18 protein-coding genes are annotated in these 17,880 nt (G+C 73.7%); 11 read left to right on the top strand and 7 right to left on the bottom strand.

The window, feature by feature from the left end:
• Positions 1-11: 11 nt before the first annotated feature.
• On the top strand, positions 12-1,247 hold the full coding sequence (locus K4S16_RS02910) for an SLC13 family permease (protein WP_149257222.1): 1,236 nt from the start codon (positions 12-14) through the stop codon (positions 1,245-1,247).
• Positions 1,248-1,281: 34 nt separating this feature from the next.
• Here K4S16_RS02910 and K4S16_RS02905 read toward each other — a convergent pair whose 3' ends face one another.
• The 3 genes from K4S16_RS02905 to K4S16_RS02895 are packed head-to-tail and all read right to left on the bottom strand — an operon-like array spanning position 1,282 to position 3,950.
• The gene (locus K4S16_RS02905) at positions 1,282-2,139 is read right to left on the bottom strand and encodes an inositol monophosphatase (protein WP_149257221.1); all 858 of its coding nucleotides are present in this window, start codon (positions 2,137-2,139) and stop codon (positions 1,282-1,284) included.
• Positions 2,140-2,169: 30 nt separating this feature from the next.
• Complete coding sequence (locus K4S16_RS02900) at positions 2,170-2,940, bottom strand: hypothetical protein (RefSeq protein ID WP_235036526.1); 771 nt, start codon at positions 2,938-2,940, stop codon at positions 2,170-2,172.
• On the bottom strand, positions 2,937-3,950 hold the full coding sequence (locus K4S16_RS02895) for a hypothetical protein (protein WP_149257220.1): 1,014 nt from the start codon (positions 3,948-3,950) through the stop codon (positions 2,937-2,939). The genes K4S16_RS02900 and K4S16_RS02895 overlap by 4 nt, the downstream gene beginning before the upstream one ends.
• A gap of 190 nt (positions 3,951-4,140) precedes the next feature.
• Between K4S16_RS02895 and K4S16_RS02890 the strand changes: the two genes are divergently transcribed.
• Entirely contained in the window at positions 4,141-5,301 is a 1,161-nt protein-coding gene (locus K4S16_RS02890) for a sensor histidine kinase (protein ID WP_149257219.1), read from the top strand.
• Between the two features lie 92 nt (positions 5,302-5,393).
• The gene (gene uvrB / locus K4S16_RS02885) at positions 5,394-7,511 is read left to right on the top strand and encodes an excinuclease ABC subunit UvrB (RefSeq protein WP_149257218.1); all 2,118 of its coding nucleotides are present in this window, start codon (positions 5,394-5,396) and stop codon (positions 7,509-7,511) included.
• A gap of 12 nt (positions 7,512-7,523) precedes the next feature.
• Here uvrB and K4S16_RS45515 read toward each other — a convergent pair whose 3' ends face one another.
• On the bottom strand, positions 7,524-8,360 hold the full coding sequence (locus K4S16_RS45515) for a GNAT family N-acetyltransferase (RefSeq protein ID WP_149257217.1): 837 nt from the start codon (positions 8,358-8,360) through the stop codon (positions 7,524-7,526).
• A gap of 186 nt (positions 8,361-8,546) precedes the next feature.
• On the opposite strand from K4S16_RS45515, the gene K4S16_RS02875 reads away from it, so the two are divergent.
• The 4 genes from K4S16_RS02875 to K4S16_RS02860 all read left to right on the top strand — a co-directional run bounded on the left by K4S16_RS02875 (position 8,547) and on the right by K4S16_RS02860 (position 12,420).
• A complete protein-coding gene (locus K4S16_RS02875) occupies positions 8,547-9,665 on the top strand; it encodes an ADP-ribosylglycohydrolase family protein (RefSeq protein ID WP_200841657.1) in 1,119 nt (372 codons plus the stop codon).
• Between the two features lie 56 nt (positions 9,666-9,721).
• Positions 9,722-10,228: a GNAT family N-acetyltransferase gene (locus K4S16_RS02870; RefSeq protein WP_149257216.1), complete on the top strand. Its 507-nt coding sequence runs from the start codon at positions 9,722-9,724 to the stop codon at positions 10,226-10,228.
• A gap of 97 nt (positions 10,229-10,325) precedes the next feature.
• A complete protein-coding gene (locus K4S16_RS02865; RefSeq protein WP_235036525.1) occupies positions 10,326-11,363 on the top strand; it encodes an SGNH/GDSL hydrolase family protein in 1,038 nt (345 codons plus the stop codon).
• Positions 11,364-11,454: 91 nt separating this feature from the next.
• Positions 11,455-12,420, top strand: coding sequence for a CapA family protein (locus K4S16_RS02860; protein WP_149257214.1), 966 nt, complete (start codon positions 11,455-11,457; stop codon positions 12,418-12,420).
• 22 nt (positions 12,421-12,442) lie between these two features.
• Here K4S16_RS02860 and K4S16_RS02855 read toward each other — a convergent pair whose 3' ends face one another.
• Positions 12,443-13,030, bottom strand: coding sequence for a TetR/AcrR family transcriptional regulator (locus K4S16_RS02855; RefSeq protein ID WP_149257213.1), 588 nt, complete (start codon positions 13,028-13,030; stop codon positions 12,443-12,445).
• 46 nt (positions 13,031-13,076) lie between these two features.
• Between K4S16_RS02855 and K4S16_RS02850 the strand changes: the two genes are divergently transcribed.
• The gene (locus K4S16_RS02850) at positions 13,077-13,895 is read left to right on the top strand and encodes a class I SAM-dependent methyltransferase (protein WP_149257212.1); all 819 of its coding nucleotides are present in this window, start codon (positions 13,077-13,079) and stop codon (positions 13,893-13,895) included.
• Between the two features lie 7 nt (positions 13,896-13,902).
• On the opposite strand, the gene K4S16_RS02845 is transcribed toward K4S16_RS02850, so the two are convergent.
• Positions 13,903-14,397: a pyridoxamine 5'-phosphate oxidase family protein gene (locus K4S16_RS02845; protein ID WP_149257211.1), complete on the bottom strand. Its 495-nt coding sequence runs from the start codon at positions 14,395-14,397 to the stop codon at positions 13,903-13,905.
• A 104-nt stretch (positions 14,398-14,501) separates the two neighbouring features.
• Between K4S16_RS02845 and K4S16_RS45510 the strand changes: the two genes are divergently transcribed.
• Together K4S16_RS45510 and K4S16_RS45505 are read left to right on the top strand one after the other, a co-directional pair.
• Positions 14,502-14,852 (top strand): metalloregulator ArsR/SmtB family transcription factor, encoded by a 351-nt coding sequence (locus tag K4S16_RS45510; RefSeq protein ID WP_149257210.1) that lies wholly within the window; start codon positions 14,502-14,504, stop codon positions 14,850-14,852.
• Positions 14,849-15,370 (top strand): GNAT family N-acetyltransferase, encoded by a 522-nt coding sequence (locus tag K4S16_RS45505; protein ID WP_149257209.1) that lies wholly within the window; start codon positions 14,849-14,851, stop codon positions 15,368-15,370. The genes K4S16_RS45510 and K4S16_RS45505 overlap by 4 nt, the downstream gene beginning before the upstream one ends.
• A 48-nt stretch (positions 15,371-15,418) precedes the next feature.
• Here K4S16_RS45505 and K4S16_RS02830 read toward each other — a convergent pair whose 3' ends face one another.
• Complete coding sequence (locus tag K4S16_RS02830) at positions 15,419-16,165, bottom strand: YqjF family protein (protein WP_149257208.1); 747 nt, start codon at positions 16,163-16,165, stop codon at positions 15,419-15,421.
• 183 nt (positions 16,166-16,348) lie between these two features.
• On the opposite strand from K4S16_RS02830, the gene K4S16_RS02825 reads away from it, so the two are divergent.
• Positions 16,349-17,803: an MFS transporter gene (locus K4S16_RS02825; protein WP_200841656.1), complete on the top strand. Its 1,455-nt coding sequence runs from the start codon at positions 16,349-16,351 to the stop codon at positions 17,801-17,803.
• Positions 17,804-17,880 lie beyond the last annotated feature (77 nt).

The following is a 17,880-nucleotide window of genomic DNA, read 5'->3' as shown; positions in this document are numbered from 1 at the left end:
CCTGTGGAATCATGACGCGCGTGCCGCCCGCCCCGATCGAGGCCCTGCGCCGCGCCCTCGGCTCCCTGGGCGTCCTCGACTGGATCCGCATCGCCGTGCTGGTGCTCGGCCTGGTGTTCGTCGCGACCGGCCTGCTGCCCGCCGACACGGCCCGCTCCAGCGTCGGACGGATCGCGCCCCTGCTGCTCTTCCTGTTCAGCGTCATCATCCTGGCGGAGCTGACAAAGGAGGCGGGGGTCTTCGACGCGATCGCGCAGCGGATGGCCCAAGCCGGACGCGGCAACTATCTCGCGCTGTTCCTGCTGTGCGTGGCGTTCGCGTCGCTCACCACCGTCTTCCTCAACCTGGACACCACCGCAGTGCTGCTGACCCCGGTCATGCTGGCGCTGGCGGCGCGTGCGCGGATCGCGACCCTCCCGCTCGCGATGACGACGGTGTGGCTGGCCAACACCGCGAGCCTGCTGCTCCCGGTGTCCAACCTCACCAACCTGCTCGCCGCCGACCGCGTGGCGCTGGAGACGCGAGCGTTCGCGGCGCGCATGTGGGCGCCGCAACTGGCGGTCCTGGCCGTGACGATGGCGCTGCTGTGGGCGTTCTACTGGCGGCGGCGGATGCGCGGCGAGGAGACCTACGACCCGCCCGAGCCGGTGCCCGTCCGCGACCCGGTGCTGTTCTCCGCCACCGGCGCGGCGTGCCTGCTGTTCATCGGGGCGATCCTCGCGGGCGTGCACACCGGGATCCAGCTGGGCGTCGCCGCCACCGTCGCCGCCGCCGTGGCCGTGGCCGCCTTCGCCGTGCGCGACCGGTCGGTGCTGCGCCCCGTCCTCATCCCCTGGCAGCTCATGGTGTTCGTCACCGGGCTGTTCCTCGTCGTCCCCACCCTGGAGCGGTTCGGGCTGGACGACGCCATGCGCGGCCTGATCGGCGGCGACGGCGGCACGGCCGGGGCCTTCCGGGCGGCGTTCTCGGGGGCGGGCCTGTCGAACGTCCTCAACAACCTGCCCGCCTACGTCGCGGGGGAGTCGGCCGTGCCCGCCTCCAACAGGGACCAGCTGCTCTCCCTGCTCATCGGGACGAACGTGGGGCCCGTCATCACGCCCTGGGGGTCGCTGGCCACGCTGCTGTGGTTCGAGTGGTGCCGGCGCTGGGACGTCCGCGTGCCGATGCGCACGTTCGTGCTGGCGGGGACGGTCCTGGCCGTGGCGGGCTCCGCCGCCGCCGTGGGCGTCCTCCTGCTGACCCGCTGACCCGGTCGCCCGGCAGGCGAAAGCGGGGCCCGTGCTACGGGTCGATCTTCGCCGTGGTCTCCAGGAGGCGGTCGAGCAGTTCCGGACGCGCCGCGACGAACCCCAGTTCGGACGCCGGGCGGTCGATGCCCAGCTCGTAGGGCGCGCCGTCCAGGCGGCGCAGCTCCGCGCCCGCCTCGGCGGCCACCAGCGCCCCGGCGGGCAGGTCCACGATCTCGGGCAGGTAGCCGACGATGCCGTCGATGTCGCCGCGCGCCAGCATCGTCCACGCCACCAGCGGCGCCCACAGCTGCAGCATGCGCGCGCAGCGCAGCTCCAGGGCCGAGCGCATGGCGAACGCCACCGGATCGCCCGCACCGACCTTGTGGCCCTGCGTCCAGGCCAGCAGCGGGTTCTTCTCCCGCCCCGGCCGAGGCCGGTCGGCCAGTGCCAGGGGCTTCCCGTCCGGACCCAGCGTGCCCCTGCCGCGCACCGCCGACCACGTCCGGCCGCTTACCGGGTCGTGGACGACGCCCAAGACCGGCTCGGCGCGCGCGCACAGCGCCAACCCGACGGCGTACACCGGCATGCCGATCGCCACGTTGTTGGTGCCGTCCAGCGGATCGACGAGCCACACCATGTCCTCGCCGGGCGCGCCGTCGAGGATCCCGGACTCCTCGGCGATGATCCGGTGCCCCGGGTACGCGGCCCGGAGCCGCCCGACGATCAGGTCCTCGGCGGCGGTGTCCAGCTCCGTCACCACGTCCCCGCCGTCGCCCTTCGGCCGCACCCCCAGGGGGCCGTCCACACGGGCGCTGAGCAGCGCGCCCGCCGCCTCCGCGGCCTCCACGGCCACGCGGCGCGCCTCGGAGAGGTCGACCGGAAGGGCCGCTGACGGGGTCGTGGGTCTCATCGGGCCTCTCCAGTCGGATCCGGCGGCCGGCTACCGGCGCGGCGAGCAGTGGGCGGCGGCGATCCTGCGGGCCGAGCGCCGCAGGGCCCGCACAGTGTCGGCTTGGTCGGAACGCGAGCGGCGAACCTTGTGGCTGGAGACGTCCAGGGGACCGAGCGACAGGTCGCCCCCGCCCGGCGTCTGGCGGCCCAGGGCCACAGTGGCGGCGTCCCGCCCGTCCTCTATCAGCGTGCTGTGGAAGACGCCCGCGGGCAGAGTGTAGGACTCGCCTGTCCGGTGCGTGGTGGACTTGGCGGGGACGCAGTTGACGGCGCGCCCGGTCGCCTTCAGCTCGTCCAGGTCGCCCTGGCTCAACACCTCGAAGACCTGCTGCGTCCCGGTGGCGGAGGCCTCAGTGACCTCCATCCGCACGTTCCGGACCGTCCCGTACAGGACGAAGCTGAGCAGGTCCCAGCTGTGGCAGTGCACCGGCGACGTGGTGGACGGCGCCGGAAGCACCTCCGGCGTCCAGATGTGGAGGCACACCCCGAGGTCGCCGCTGCGCTCCAGGGGGAGGCACAGGAAGCCCAGGGGGTGCCGCACGGCCGGGAGGGTCGAGCGGCCCGCCGCGACATCTTCCAGGACGCCGTCGAGGACGCGCCCCGCCCATGCCGGAAGCGTCCGCGCCGCGGTACCGGCGTGGATCTCCTCGCGGATCTCCTCGTACCTCACTCCGGCGGCCTCACCCTTCGCCGAGACGCCTTCCCGGGCGCCTTGCGGACCGTCGCCCGCGCCCTGCCCGGCCTCTCCAGGCCCGGTCACTCGTACGGGTCCTTGGCCCGCAGGGCCTTACGTATGATCTCTATGACATCGCGGTCGGCATAGCCCTGCGCGAGGTCGATTCCGATGACCTCGAAGAGCTTGCGCACTTCCTCCACGGTCGGCTCGTCGTCCAGGGGCGCGAGCCTGGCCTGCTCGACCGGGACGCGGCGCGCCTGGTCGAGGCTGGTCTGCAGTTCCGCGCTCACCCAGCTGTAGTAGAACTTCGCGTTGTCGATCACCAGGGCCTCGCCGCGCGGGTCGTCGCGGGTGACCACGACGCGGGACGAGGCGAGGTCGTACCGCAGCGTCGTCATCGTCTGCGCGAGGCCGATGTCGATGTCGAGCATCGCGAACCGCTGCTTGTGCCAGCACGCCGCCAGGATGGTGGCGTAGGCCTCCTTGCGGGTGCGCTCCAGCGTCCAGGGCTCGCCCGTGGCGTCCGGGCCGTCCGACACCGAGCGGCGGTGGCGCGCGTACGCCTCGCACACCTCCACGTTCGTGGGGTCGAGGATCTCCAGGCGGAACAGCAGCGTCCGCCGCTCCCTGCGCGCGGCCGCCACGCACTCGGGCAGCGTGCGCGCGCGGATGTAGGTGCCCGTGCCGCCCTTGAAGAACCACCGGTCGGTGTCGCGGCGGGCGTCCGCGAGGACCTGCGCCACCTGCGCCCCGCTGATGACCCGGACGACCGTGGTCTCGTCCAGCGCGCGCTTGGTGTCGGACAGGACGCTCTCGAACCCCTCGATATGGGTCAGCTTGGCGTCGAGCTCGCCGAGCGTGGCCGACGAGGCGCGCAGCGTGTCGCGCACCTCCGCCTCGACCGGGAGGCGCCGCCCGCGGTCGCGCAGCACCGACGTCGCCAGCAGGCCGATCACCGCGAGGATCCCGCTGTTGGTGATCTCGGTCTCGTTCGGCAGGTTCACCCCGAGGCCGAGGACCGCGACGACGATCGCGAGCACCAGCGCGATCACTGCGTCGGCGTTCTTCCCGAACCAGTTGGCGAATCGGGCCATTGTGCGGTTTCCCCGTCCTAGTCGGCGCCGGGGGTGCTCGGGAGGCGTCTGAGGGTCGCGTCCCCCTGGAACGACACGGCCGGCGCGGTCATCGTAACCACAGCGTCCGTCCGCCGGAAAAGCCCCGCAGGTAAGGGGTTCGCTCACCTGTGCGACGATGCGCCCTTCCGGTCGCTATAGGCTCGTCGCCATGCGCGTGCGGGGCTGGTGGACGGGGGCGGCGGGGGCTTGGCCCACCCGGCGTTCCCGTGCCTTCGACATCGCGCTCGCCGTGACGCTGGCGGTGGCCGACGGCCTCTTCCTGTGGTTCGCGGAGCAGAAGTTCTGGCTCCCGCCCCCCGTCGTGTCCGTCAGCAGCGTCGTGCTCGGGCTGGCCCTGATCGTGCGGCGCTCCCATCCGGTGGGGCTCGCCGTGTTCGCGGTGGTGTTCGGCACCGTCACCGGCGCGGGGGCGTTCGGGACCCTCGTGATCCTGTACTCGCTCGCCGCCTACACCGCCTCCCGCCGCACGGTGGTGGTCATCGCGGTCGCCGGATACGTCGCCAACCTGGTCCTGCCCGGCCCGACGGCGGCGACGGAGTCCTTCCTCGCGCAGGCGATCTTCGGGATCGCGTTCGTCGGGGTCCCCGTCCTGCTCGGCCTCTACATGGGCGCGCGCAAGCAGCTCCTCGCCTCCCTCCAGGAGCGCGCCGCGAGGCTCGAACGCGAGCAGCACCTGCTCGCGGAGCGCGCGCGGGGGGAGGAGCGCACCCGCATCGCACGGGAGATGCACGACGTGGTCGCCAACCGCATCAGCGTGATGGTCGTCCACGCGGGCGCGCTTAAGGCGATCGCGGTCCGCGATCCCGAACGGGCCGCCGAGACCGCCGCCGTCATCGGAGACATGGGGCGGCAGGCCCTGGAGGAGCTCCGCCACGTCGTCGGCGTGCTCAGGCAGGGGGAGAAGGCCCTCCCGCAGGAGGTGGTGACGCTCGCCCACCTCCGCGAGCTGGTCGGCCAGTCCGGTGCCGCGGGCCTGCGCGTGGACCTGAAGGTCCGCGGGGAGGAGCGCCCCATGCCGCCCGCCGTCGGGCGGACGGTCTACCGGCTGGTGCAGGAGGCCCTCACCAACGTCCACAAGCACGCCGGCGCCGCCGACACCCGCGTGGACCTCGGCCTCCTCCCGGAGGCGATCGAAGTGGAGATCGCCAACGAGCCGCCCACCGCAGGGCCCGAGCACCGGCTCCCCTCCGGGGGCAACGGCCTGATCGGGCTGCGCGAGCGCGTCACCGCCCTCGGCGGCAGCTTCGACGCCGGCCCCCGCGGCGGCGGCTACGCCGTCCGGGCCAGGCTCCCGCTGCCCGCCTCCTGAGCCCCGGGCCGCGCCCGCTCGGCCGCGGAATGTCGGAGCCCCTGCATACAGTTGGGAGAGCAGGGGAGTACGCCGGATCCAGGGGAGTGCCGATGCGCCCAGTCACGGACCTGCGGCGCCGCGTGGCGCCGTTCGAGGTCGTCACCGAGATGACGCCGTCGGGCGACCAGCCGACGGCGATCGCCGACCTCGCCGCCCGCGTCGAGCGCGGCGAGAAGGACGCGGTGCTGCTCGGCGCGACCGGCACCGGCAAGACCGCCACGATCGCCTGGCTGGTGGAGAAGCTGCAGCGGCCCGTCCTCGTCATGCAGCCGAACAAGACCCTCGCCGCCCAGTTCGCCAACGAGCTGCGCGAGATGCTGCCGAACAACGCCGTCGAGTACTTCGTGTCGTACTACGACTACTACCAGCCCGAGGCGTACATCCCGCAGACCGACACCTACATCGAGAAGGACTCCTCGATCAACGACGAGGTCGACCGGCTGCGGCACTCGGCGACCAACTCGCTGCTCACCCGCCGCGACACCGTCGTCGTCGCGTCGGTGTCCTGCATCTACGGCCTCGGCACCCCGCAGGAGTACGTCGACCGGATGGTCCGGCTCAGCGTCGGCCAGGAGATCGACCGCGACGACCTGCTCCGGCAGCTCGTCGGCATGCAGTACACCCGCAACGACCTCGCCTTCACCCGCGGCACGTTCCGCGTCCGCGGCGACACCGTCGAGATCATCCCGCAGTACGAGGAGCTCGCCGTCCGGATCGAGATGTTCGGCGACGAGATCGAGAAGCTCGCCACCCTGCACCCGCTCACCGGCGAGCTGATCACCGAGGACGACGAGCTGTACGTCTTCCCCGCCTCCCACTACGTCGCCGGCCCCGAGCGCATGGAGCGGGCCATCCGCGACATCGAGGCCGAGCTGGAGGAGACCCTCGCCGTGATGGAGCGGCAGGGCAAGATGCTGGAGGCGCAGCGGCTGCGCATGCGCACCACCTACGACATCGAGATGATGCGGCAGGTCGGCACCTGCTCCGGCATCGAGAACTACTCCCGCCACATCGACGGCCGCGGCCCCGGCACGGCCCCCAACACCCTCCTGGACTACTTCCCCGAGGACTTCCTCCTCGTCGTCGACGAGTCCCACCAGACCGTCCCGCAGATCGGCGCCATGTACGAGGGCGACGCGTCCCGCAAGCGGATGCTGGTCGAGCACGGGTTCCGGCTCCCGTCCGCCATGGACAACCGGCCGCTGAAGTGGGAGGAGTTCCTCGACCGGATCGGCCAGACCGTCTACCTGTCCGCGACGCCGGGGCCCTACGAGATGAACCGCGTCAAGGGCGACGTCGTCGAGCAGGTCATCCGCCCCACCGGCCTGATCGACCCGGAGATCGTCGTCAAGCCGACCAAGGGCCAGATCGACGACCTCATCCACGAGATCCGCGAGCGCACCGAGCGCGACGAGCGCGTCCTCGTCACCACCCTCACCAAGAAGATGGCCGAGGACCTCACCGACTACCTGCTCGAACTCGGCATCCAGGTCCGCTACCTGCACAGCGAGGTCGACACGCTGCGCCGCATCGAGCTGCTGCGCGAGCTGCGCGCCGGCGAGTTCGACGTCCTCGTCGGCATCAACCTCCTCCGCGAGGGCCTCGACCTGCCCGAGGTCTCCCTCGTGGCGATCCTGGACGCCGACAAGGAGGGCTTCCTGCGCTCCGAGACGTCCCTCATCCAGACGATCGGCCGCGCCGCCCGCAACGTGTCGGGCCAGGTCCACATGTACGCCGACACCGTCACCCCGTCCATGGAGCGGGCGATCGACGAGACGAACCGGCGCCGCGCCAAGCAGCGGGCCTACAACGAGGAGCACGGCATCGAGCCGCGGGCGCTGCGCAAGCGCATCGCCGACATCCTCGACTCCCTCGTCCGCGAGGACGCCGACACCGAGACCCTCATCGGCGGCGCCGGGCGCCAGCAGAGCCGCGGCAAGGCGCCCGTGCCGGGCCTCGCGTCCCGCACCAGGGAGGTCGGCCGGCACGCCGCCGACCTGGTCGGCGAGCGCCCGCGCGAGGAGCTGGAGGGCCTCATCGAGCAGATGACCGAGCAGATGCACCAGGCCGCCACCGACCTGCAGTTCGAGCTCGCCGCCCGGCTCCGCGACGAGATCAAGGAGCTCAAGCGCGAGCTGCGCGACATGAAGGAGGCCGGCGTCAGCTGACGCCCGGGGCCGTCACGCGAAGGCCAGCACGACCCGGTCCTCGACCGGGCGGTAGCCGAGCCGCCGGTAGACGCCGTTGCTGGTCGGGTTGGCGAGGTCGGTGAACAGCACGACCTCGGCGGCGCCCGCCTCCTGGGCGGCCCGGGTCACCGCGGCGGTCACCGCGGCCCCGTAGCCGCGGCGGCGGTGCTCGGCGGGGGTGTACACGGGCGCCACCCGCGCCGCCCCCGCGACCGCCGGAGTCCTTCCCGCCATCGCCACCGGGCGGCCGCCGGCCTCCCACAGCGTGACGCCGCCCTCCGCGAGCCGACCCTCGATCACCGCCGGGTTCGGGTCCCCGTGGCCGCCGGCGTCCCGGTGGAACGCCGCGAACCAGTCGCGCACGAGGCCCCGGTCCCCGCCGTCCGCGACCCGCGCGGCCCCCTCCGGCGGCGGGTCCGGCATGTCGAGCCCCGCCAGCCGGTGGAGCCGCTGCCGCAGCTCGACCCGGGCCCGCGCCCCGGTGCGGCGGGTCCACGCCTCCGCGAACACCTCGGCGAGGTCCGGAGCCCCGTTGACGCCCTGGAGCCTCGTGTCCCGTCCGGCCAGCGCTTCGGCCAGCTCCGGGACGGCCGGTTCCGGCATCGCGCTGAGCAGGACCGGGTACGCCCCGGTCCACATGAACGTGCCCGCGACGCCGCCGCCGTCCGACGACCAGCCGAACAGCGCCGTCCGGTAGAGGCCGGACCCCTGCCGCCGGATGGCCTCGGCCACGGTCAGCGGCACCGTGTTGGCGACGGGATCGGCGCGCAGGAACCCTCCCGCACGCGCGAGGAACTCATGGACATCACCGGTCAGATTCCACGCCATGCCCCAGCATGCCCACGCCCGCGCGCCGGACGCAGCCCGTTTTCCGCCGAGCCGCACCAGGGTCGGGCACGGAGGACCGCTTCCTCAGCGGCGGCGATCTGGGGAGGGGTGCCGTTGGCGCCTTGGCCGGGGCGCGGGGCGGGCATTCCGGATGTCGCCGGTGGAGGGGCCGATAGCGTGTCGGGCATGGCGGACATGGCGGGCGATCGGATGCTGGGGTGCCTGTTCGGCGGGGCGGTCGGCGACGCCCTCGGACGGCCCGTCGAGGGTATGTCGCTCGCCGAGATCCGCGCGGCGTACGGGCCCGCGGGCGTCACGGGGCTCCCGAGGCGCGCGGAGATCGGGGAGGCGACGCAGCTGAGCCTGGTCACCGCGCAGGCGGGCGTCCAGGCGTCGATCCGGGCCCGGGCGCGGGGGATCGGCGGCGCGTACTTCGGGCTGGTGCAGGCGAACTACATCGAGTGGCTGCGCGTCCAGGGCGAGCCGATGCCCGAGCAGCACCTGAACACGGGCGGCCCGGCGCAGCGCGACCCCGCGGTGACGGCACCGCGCGGCGCGGGCCGCACGACGCTCGCCGCGCTGCGCATGGCGGCGGCGCGCGGCAAGCCGGGCCATCCGCTCGGCAGGGTGGACGACCCCGTCAACGACTCCAAGGGCTGCGCCGGCACGGTCCGCGCCGCGCCTTGCGGCTTCGGGTACCCCGACCCCGGGGCCGTCTTCACCCGGGGGCAGGGCGTCGCGGCCCTCACCCACGGCCACCCGTCCGGCCACCTGCCCGCGGGCACGCTCGCCGTCGCGGTGTCGGCGCTCGTCAACGGCGTCACCCTCGTCGACGCCCTGGGGCGCGCCATGGCGGAACTGCGCAAGCACGCCGGGCACGAGGAGACGGCCGCCGCGCTGGAGAAGGCGCTGGAGCTGCCGCGCGGCGGCCCGGCGTTCCAGGCGCCCGAGCGGCTGGAGAGCCTCGGGCGCGGCTTCACCGGACCGGAGGCCCTCGCCATCGCCGTGCATGCCGCGCTGGTCGCGGAGGCCGCGGGCGGGTACCCGCTGGAGATCGTCCCGCGCGGGCTGCTGCTCGCCGTCAACCACTCCGGCGACAGCGACTCCACCGGCGCGATCTGCGGGAACCTCCTCGGCGCCCGGTACGGGGCCCGAGCCGTCCCCGAGCACTGGCGCGGCGGCGTCGAGGCCGCCGGGACCATCACCGCGCTCGCCGAGGGCAGCGCCGTGGAGTTCGGCGCGCGTCCGCCCGCCGACTCCTACGGCGAGCCTCCGATGGACTGGCACATGCGCTTCTACTCCTGAGCCGGGCCGTCGATTAATCGAGGGACGCGCGCGGGGGCAGCGCTTACGATCGCGGCATGATGCATGAGGTCCGGACGGCGCGGGACGAGGACCTGCCGGGGCTGGCGGCGATCGAGGACTCGGGCGACGCGATGTTCGGCGAGATCGGGATCGTGTTCCCGCCCGGTCCGACGGTGATCGAGCAGGTGGCCGGCAGGGGCGCCGAGATCGTGGTGGCCGGCGACCCGCCGGTCGGGTTCGCGGCCGTCGAGGAGGTCGACGGCGCCGCGCACCTGGAGCAGATCTCGGTGCGCGGCGACCTGACGGGGCGGGGGATCGGCGTCCTGCTGCTGGAGGAGGTCAAGGCGCGGGCCGCCGCGGCCGGGGCGCCCGGGGTCAGCCTGCTGACGTTCCGGGACGTCCCGTGGAACGGCCCCTGGTACGCCCGGCACGGGTTCGCGGAGCTGCCGGAGGAGCGGTGGGGCCCGGGGATCAGGTCCTACTGGGACGCCGAGATCAAGGCGGGCCTGCACGAGCTGGGGCCGCGGCTCGTCATGTGGGCGCCGCTGGGGCGGCCCACTTAAAGATCTACAATGTAAAGGCGGGAACCCGGGACGGCCGGGAGACGTCTGGCCCATGGGCGTCCCGCGCCATGGACGCCGGGTTCGTCGACGGAGGAGGATGATGATCAGCCCGGTCGCGTGGGTGCGGGGCCGTCTCGGCGAGCGGGGAACGGCGCTCGCCTGCCTGGTGCTGCTGCTGGCGCTGGGGGTCGTCCCGCTGGTGGCGCTGCCGGCGGCCCGGTGCGAGGTCTTCGGCAAGGGGTGCCGGACGCCGGATCCCGAGACGCGGGCGGACCCGGTCGCGGCCACCCGGACGCCCACCCCGGTCGAGGTGGCCACGCGGGGCGCCTACGTCGCGCTGGGGGACTCGTACTCGGCGGGCGTCGGGGCGGAGGCGACCGTGGCCGACCAGAACCCCCTCGAACGGTGCCACCGGACGTCCAAGGCCTACTACCACGAGGTCTCGCGGGCGTTCCGCTTCGCGAAGGGCACCGCGTTCTGGGCGTGCTCCGGCGCCACCACCGACGACGTCCTGGACGGGCGAGGCGGCGAGCCCCCGCAGATCGACCGCATCGGGCGTGACACCAGCCTGGTCACCCTCAGCATCGGCGGCAACGACGTCGGGTTCTCCCGGGTGCTCGCCGGCTGCGTCGTCAAGCTGCCGTGGGGGAGGGGCTGCACCTCGCAGGGCGAGGAGATCGCCCGCCGCCTCTCCGAGCTCCGGCAGGACCTGCCCGCCCTGCTGACCAAGATCACCGCGCGGGCGCCGTACGCGCGGGTGGTCGTGATGTCCTACCCGAAGGCGTTCTCCGAGATCAGCGGCGTGGACGGGGACAACATCACCGTGCCCGACCAGCGCTGGCTGAACGCGCGGGCCTACGAGCTGGGCGGGGTGATCCGGCAGTCGGTGATGGAGGCCGACGCGCGGAAGGCGGCCGGGCGCCGGCACGGCAGCGTCGAGTTCGTGGACGCCTACAGCGCGTTCGCCGGCCACGAGGTCGGCAGCCGCGACGCCTACATGAACGGCCTGACGCTGAACCTCGCGGCGCTGGAGGCGGAGCCGCGCAGCTACCATCCGACGGTCGCCGGGCAGCAGGCGCTCGCCCGGCTCTTCGTCGACCAGATCAAGAAGGGCCCGGGGCGCCCGCTCTCCTGACCGCCGCCGCGCGTTCCGGGGGCCCATATTCATCCGCCCACCGGGTGAGGACCGCCCCCGAGCAGGGCACGACTGTTCAAGGGGTTCTGCGATGCCCATCACGATCGCGCTCGCCGGGGACGCGATGCTGGGACGCGGCGTGGCGGAGGAGATCGCCGCGTCCGGTCCGCACGGCCTGTTCTCCGAGGGGGTGCGCGAGGTCTTCCGCGAGGCCGACCTCGCCCTGGTGAACCTGGAATGCTGCGTGTCCGACCGCGGGCGGCGATGGGACGCGCCGGGCAAGCCCTTCCACTTCCGCGCCCCGCCTGCGGCGGCCGAGGCCCTCGCCGACCTCGGCGTCGACTGCGTGACGCTCGCGAACAACCACGCCCTGGACTACGGACCCGACGCGCTGGCGGACACGCTCGACATCCTGCGGCGGGCGGGCATCCGGACAGTCGGCGCGGGCGAGAGCCTCGGGCGGGCGCGGGAGCCCGCCGTCGTGGAGGCCGGGGGAGTGCGGGTCGCGGTCCTCGGCGTCACCGACCACCCGGCCGATTTCGCCGCGGCCGCCGACCGACCGGGCGTCGCCCTCGCCGATCTGGAGAGCGGCGTCCCCGCCTTCCTGCTGGAGGAGATCCGGCGGCTCCGCGACGGGCACGACGCCGTGCTGGTCATGCCGCACTGGGGCCCGAACATGATCCCGGCGCCGCTGCCGTACGTGCGGCGTGCGGCGGAGAGCCTGGTGGACGCCGGCGCGACGCTCGTCGCCGGGAGTTCCGCGCACGTCTTCCACGCCGTGGTGCGGCCGGTCCTGTTCGACATGGGCGACTTCATCGACGACTACGCGGTGGACCCCCTCCTGCGCAACGACCTCGGCCTGCTGTTCCTGGTCACGCTGGACGCCGCCGGGCCGTCCCGGATCGAGGCGGTGCCGATCCGGCTCGACTTCTGCCGCACCCGCCTGGCCGGCGGCGCCGACCGCGCCTGGATCGCGGACCGGTTCACCGCGGCCTGCGCCGCCTTCGACACGCCGGTGGCCGTCCGCGACGGCCGGCTCGTCGTCGAAGGGCCGTAGCGGCCCCGGAGGCGGGCGACGGTCAGGGCAAGGCGGGCGCGACGACGCCGGCCACCATCCTGCGCACGGCCTCCTCGTCCGGCGGTGCGGCGGCCCGGTCGGCGAACAGCAGGTGGGTCGTGCCGATGAGGGTGGGGGCCAGCAGGTCGACCTCCGCGTCCGCCGCGAGGCGGCCGAGATCGCGTTCGGCGGCGAGGTAGGAGGCGACCAGATCGACGGCCTCCGTCAGCACCGGGACGCCCGCCGGCCAGGTCTCCCGAAGCCGGGCGCGCAGCTCGTCCCGGAAGGTGATCAGGGGCACGATCGCGACGGCGACGGACCCGAACACCGCCGTCAGTGCGGCGGTGAGGTTGCCGACGACGGTGCCGGTGCCCGCCGCGTCGCGCAGGGCGGCGGCCTCGGCGTCCATCCTGTGGACGCGGTCAAGCACGAACTCGGCGAGGAAGGCGTCGAAGTCGTCGAAGTGCCGGTGCAGGACGCCCTTGGCGCAGCCCGCCTCCGCGGTGACGGCCCGGCTGGTCAGCGCGCTCGCCCCCTCCCGGAGCAGGACGCGCTCGGCGGCGTCGAACAGCTGCCTGCGCACGTCGCGCATGGCGACCCCTGTCGGCACGGCGGCCTCCTTGACGAGTGGGCATGCGCCCACTAAGAATGGGCGCATGCCCACTATACCGACCGCCCCTTCCCCCGAGCCGCATCGCGCCCGCGAGGTGGCGGAGTCCTTCGGCGCGGACCCCGAGCGCTACGACCGCGCCCGTCCCCGCTATCCCGACGCCCTCGTGGAGCGGATCGCCGCGGCCTGCCCCGGCCCCGACGTCCTCGACGTCGGCTGCGGCACCGGCATCGAGGCCCGGCAGTTCCAGGCGGCCGGCTGCACGGTGCTCGGCGTCGAGCCCGACGCGCGGATGGCCGCCTTCGCCCGGCGCGGCGGGCTGGAGGTCGAGGTCGCGACGTTCGAGGCTTGGGACCCGGCCGGCCGGGACTTCGACGCCGTGATCGCCGGGACGGCCTGGCACTGGGTGGACCCGGTCGCCGGCGCGGCCAAGGCGGCGCGGGTGCTGCGGCCGGGCGGCCGGCTGGCGGCGTTCTGGCACGTGTTCCAGCTCCCGCCGAGCGTGGCGGACGCCTTCGCCGCCGTCTACCGGCGGGTCGTGCCCGATTCCCCGTTCCAGCTCCAGTCGGACAAGCCGGCCATGGAGATCTACCAGGCGATGTTCACCAAGGCCGCCGACGGGATCACGGCCGCCGGCGGCTTCGGCGAGCCGGAGCAGTGGCGGTTCGACTGGGAGCAGGCCTACACCCGCGACGAGTGGCTGGACCAGATGCCCACCCACGGCACGCTCACGAGGCTCCCGGACGCCGAGCGGGCGGCGGTGCTGGAAGGCGTCGGCGAGGCCATCGACGCCATGGGCGGGAGCTTCACCATGCCCTACGCCACCATGGCCGTCACCGCGTCGAAGGCCGCCGGCCCCGCCTGACGCCCGGTCAGGCAGGCGGGACCGGGTCCACGCGGCGCCGGGTGTCGATGCCCGAGGCGTTGCGCGGGTCCCGGCCCGGCAGGTGCACCTCGTATCCGGTCGCGTCCGCGCGGTAGAGGCGCAGCGGGGCGTCGCCGCTGAGCTCGTCCGGCCGGAAGGCCACGGCACCCGGATCGACCCTGGGGAACGCCTCGGCGCAGCGCTCCGGCAGTTCCTCGTCGGGCACGAGGGAGGCCGCGGCGTCGATGTAGACGGCGCGGCCCTGCCCGATCTCCACCGACGAGTCGAAGATGACGATGGCGACCTCCGGGCGGGCGGCGATGTTGCCCGAGTGCCGCGCCTCCGGAGAGGAGACCCAGTAGAACGTCCGGTAGCCGGCGTGCGTGAAGTACACCGGCGACAGGCGCGGCCGGTGGTCGGCTTCGCTCGTTCCCAGGGTCATGTAGCGGTTCCCGTCGATGACGGTCCGCGCCAGCGCGTCCAAATCCTCTGGAAGGCTCATGGGGCAGGAGTGTGGCCGACGGGTACGACATCGCGGCGGCGGGCGCCGGTGCCGGGCAGCATGATCTGGATCTTTCACGCTCCATCGTCTATCGTCGATGGACGATGGATGTCGAGAAAGGGCCGCTGGACCGGTCCACCGCCGCCGAGTACGCCTCCTGGTTCAGGGCGCTGGCCGATCCCACCCGGATCCAGATCGTCTCGCTGCTGGCGCGCCAGGGCCGGCCGATGGCCGTCGGCGAGATCGTGGACGCGGTCGAGGTCGGCCAGTCGACCGTCTCGGCCCACCTGAAGGTGCTGGCCGGGGTGCGGTTCGTCCTGGCCGAGCGGCGGGGCACCGCTTCCTACTACCGCGTCAACGAGGCCTGCGTGCGCTGCTTCCCGTCCGCTGCCGACGTCGTCATGGGCAGGCCCGTCCCCGCCCTGCCCGCCGGGGCTCCGGGGGGACGGCCATGACCGGGCGGGCGGCGGGCCCCGGCATCGCCGTCAGGCCCATGCGCCCGGACGACGCCGCACGGGTGCTGGCGATCTACCAGGACGGCCTCGACACCGGCCAGGCCAGCTTCGAGACCACGGCTCCGACCTGGGAGGAGTTCGACGCCGCCAAGCTGGAGCGCCACCGGTACGTGGCCGCGGACGCGGCCCCGCCGGGCGAGGTGCTCGGCTGGATCGCCGCCGTTCCGGTGTCCGGCCGCTGCTGCTACAGCGGGGTGGTCGAGCACAGCGTCTACGTCTGCCCGCGCGCCCGGGGGCGGGGCGTCGGGGCCGCCCTGCTGGCCGCGTTCATCGCGTCCACCGAGGCCGACGGCATCTGGACGATCCAGTCGGGCATCTTCCCCGAGAACACCTCAAGTCTCCGGCTGCACGCCAAGGCCGGGTTCCGCACCGTGGGCGTCCGCGAACGCCTGGGCCGCCTCAACGGCCACTGGCGCGACGTCGTCCTCCTCGAACGCCGCAGCCCTCTCGTGCTCTAGCGGGAACGCCCGGCCCCGGCCGGGCGGACCGGCCCGCGAAGCGGCGGCTCAGGGGGCCTCGGTGAGAGGTGCCGGACGGCCGAAGCGCACCGGCACGCCCGGCGAGTACAGCACGCTCGCCGGCGTCCCGAGCGGCCCCGGCAGACCCGCCGCCGCCACGAGGTTCTCCTCGCAGCGCAGGAGCGACGCCCGGTGCAGCGGCCACCGCGGATGGACGTTCGGCAGGAAGGCGACACGTCCGAGCTGGGCGTTGTGCATGCCCCAGCGGGCGGTCAGGAAGTGCTCCAGTTCCGAAGGCTCCTCCACCCGTTCGCCGATCCGCACGGCGATCCGGCTGTAGGCGCCGCGCGGGCCCGGCCAGCGCCGCGAACCGGCGTAACTGATCACGTCGCCCCGCGCCCGGATGGCCATGCGCGACCACTGGTACGGCAGTCCGAGCCCCGCCCGCGCGATCAGCACGGGCAGCAGCCGCGAGGCGTCCAGCGACCGGAAGACCACACCGCGCCGCCCCTGCGCGTCCACCGAGTACAGCCGCACGTTGGTCTCCGGGAACGTCCCGAAGTACGGGACCCCGGGCAGTCGGAACCAGCCGACCCGGTCCATCCAGAACGCGATGAGCCCGACATACGTGGCCCCGTGCAGCGTGTCCGGGACGACGCCCTCCGGCAGCAGCGGCGCCACCCGTCGCGGCTCCACGCGCCAGTGGATGAACGCCAGGTCACGCCACGACTGCGTGACCCACGGCCTGGGGACCACGCCGGGCGGATCGGCCGCGATGGGCTGCGGAATGGGCACGGCCCCATCGTCTCACTGGGAACGTCGCCGATGCCGGTATCCGCGCGGTAACCGAGGGACTCGGAAGTCCCGTCTTCCACGCTCACGGGCGGTGCCGGACGATGTTGCCGGTTACAAGTGGGAACCGGCAGTCACCAGGGGAACCGCCCCGCCCGGTTCCCGTCGAAGGAGAGCCGGGCGACGATGTCGGATTCGAGCGAGCGAATGAACGGGCGCGCGTGGGCCGTCCTGATGGTGCTGTGCGGCGCGATCTTCCTGGAGGGGATCGACGTCGCGATGCTGAACGTCGCGCTGCCGTCGATCCGCGCCGACCTGGGCCTGTCCACGGGGATGCTCGGCGGCGTGGTGAGCGCGTACGTGCTCGGCTACGGCGGCTTCATGCTGCTGGGCGGCCGGGCCGCCGACCTGCTGGGGCACCGGCGGATGTTCGTGCTGTGGCTGTCGGTCTTCCTGGTCTTCTCCGGCGTCGGCGGATTCGCCACCGGGGGGTGGATGCTGCTGGTCGCGCGCTTCCTCACCGGCGTCGCGGCGGCGTTCATGGCGCCCGCCGGGCTGGCGCTGGTCACCTCCGCCTTCCCCGAGGGGCGGGCGCGCACCCGGGCACTGGGCGTGTACGCGGGGACGGCCGCGGGCGGGTTCTCGCTGGGCCTGGTGGCCGGCGGCGTGCTCGCGTCCTTCGGGTGGCGGTGGGTGTTCTTCGCGCCGGTCATCATGGCGGCGGTGATCCTGGTGGCGGCGCTGGTCCTCCTCCCCGGCACGGGCGCGGCGCGGCGCGGGGGCGGTTTCGACGTCGCGGGGGCGCTGGCCGTCACGGGGGCGATGCTGCTGCTGGCGTACGGGGTGGTACGGCTGGAGAACCTCGGCGCGGGCCCCGGCCTGACCGCCGGCGTGTTCGCCGCGGGCCTGGCGCTGCTCGGGCTGTTCGCCGCGATCGAGCGGCGGTCGAGGTCGCCGCTGGTGCGGCTCGGCATCCTGCGGACGGTCCCGCTGGTGCGCGTGAACGCGGCCGCGCTGCTGTTCCTGAGCGCGTTCGCGGGCTTCCAGTTCCTGGCCACCCTGTACTTCCAGGAGGTGCGCGGCTGGAGCACGATGCAGACCGGCCTGGCCATGCTGGTGATCGGCATCGACACGGTGCTCGCGCCCACGCTGACGCCCCGCCTGGTGGAGCGCTTCGGCAACACCCGCGTGCTGTTCGGCGGGATGGTGCTCGCGGCGGTCGCGTACGCGCTGTTCCTTCCAGTCGGGACGGACTGGACCTACGCCGCCATGCTGCCGTCGCTGGTCCTGCTCGGCCTCGCGTTCTCGCTGGCCTACGGACCGCTGACGATGGCGGCGACCGAGGGCGTCCAGGAGGACGAGCACGGCGTGGCGGGCGGCCTGCTCTACACGGCCATGCAGTTCGGGACGGCGCTCGGGCTGTCGGCCGTCACCGCTGTCAGCGTCGCCGCCGGAACGGGCCCGGACGCCCTGCGCACCGCCCTTGCCGTCCCGGTCGCGGCGGCGGCGCTGGGCGCGGTCGTGATCGCGTTCGGCCTCCGCACGCGCCCGGCCCCGGATGGCGCCGCCCCGGAGGCGGCCCTGGACGATGCGGCCGCGAACGGGAACCCGCCCGCCGAAACCGCAAAGACCGCCGTCTGATCTGGAAGGGAGACGACAGTGGCCGCGAAGGTGAAGCCGTTCGCCGAGATCCAGGACCAGTTCGACGCCTACATCGG

This window comes from Actinomadura sp. K4S16, assembly GCF_008327685.1.
Lineage (GTDB): Bacteria > Actinomycetota > Actinomycetes > Streptosporangiales > Streptosporangiaceae > Spirillospora.
Note: the sequence above shows the minus strand (reverse complement) of the source record. Positions and strands in the feature narration are given on the sequence as shown.

Bases quoted from the DNA above. Each gene is read 5' to 3' on its own strand.
- K4S16_RS02875 (WP_200841657.1), top strand. From the start codon at position 8,547: ATGGCGGACATGGCGGGCGATCGGATGCTGGGGTGCCTGTTCGGCGGG.
- uvrB (WP_149257218.1), top strand. From the start codon at position 5,394: ATGCGCCCAGTCACGGACCTGCGGCGCCGCGTGGCGCCGTTCGAGGTC.
- K4S16_RS02895 (WP_149257220.1), bottom strand. From the start codon at position 3,950: ATGGCCCGATTCGCCAACTGGTTCGGGAAGAACGCCGACGCAGTGATC.
- K4S16_RS02910 (WP_149257222.1), top strand. From the start codon at position 12: ATGACGCGCGTGCCGCCCGCCCCGATCGAGGCCCTGCGCCGCGCCCTC.
- K4S16_RS45510 (WP_149257210.1), top strand. From the start codon at position 14,502: ATGGATGTCGAGAAAGGGCCGCTGGACCGGTCCACCGCCGCCGAGTAC.
- K4S16_RS02825 (WP_200841656.1), top strand. From the start codon at position 16,349: ATGTCGGATTCGAGCGAGCGAATGAACGGGCGCGCGTGGGCCGTCCTG.
- K4S16_RS02860 (WP_149257214.1), top strand. From the start codon at position 11,455: ATGCCCATCACGATCGCGCTCGCCGGGGACGCGATGCTGGGACGCGGC.
- K4S16_RS02850 (WP_149257212.1), top strand. From the start codon at position 13,077: ATGCCCACTATACCGACCGCCCCTTCCCCCGAGCCGCATCGCGCCCGC.
- K4S16_RS02870 (WP_149257216.1), top strand. From the start codon at position 9,722: ATGATGCATGAGGTCCGGACGGCGCGGGACGAGGACCTGCCGGGGCTG.
- K4S16_RS02890 (WP_149257219.1), top strand. From the start codon at position 4,141: ATGCGCGTGCGGGGCTGGTGGACGGGGGCGGCGGGGGCTTGGCCCACC.
- K4S16_RS02905 (WP_149257221.1), bottom strand. From the start codon at position 2,139: ATGAGACCCACGACCCCGTCAGCGGCCCTTCCGGTCGACCTCTCCGAG.
- K4S16_RS02845 (WP_149257211.1), bottom strand. From the start codon at position 14,397: ATGAGCCTTCCAGAGGATTTGGACGCGCTGGCGCGGACCGTCATCGAC.
- K4S16_RS45515 (WP_149257217.1), bottom strand. From the start codon at position 8,360: ATGGCGTGGAATCTGACCGGTGATGTCCATGAGTTCCTCGCGCGTGCG.
- K4S16_RS45505 (WP_149257209.1), top strand. From the start codon at position 14,849: ATGACCGGGCGGGCGGCGGGCCCCGGCATCGCCGTCAGGCCCATGCGC.
- K4S16_RS02865 (WP_235036525.1), top strand. From the start codon at position 10,326: ATGATGATCAGCCCGGTCGCGTGGGTGCGGGGCCGTCTCGGCGAGCGG.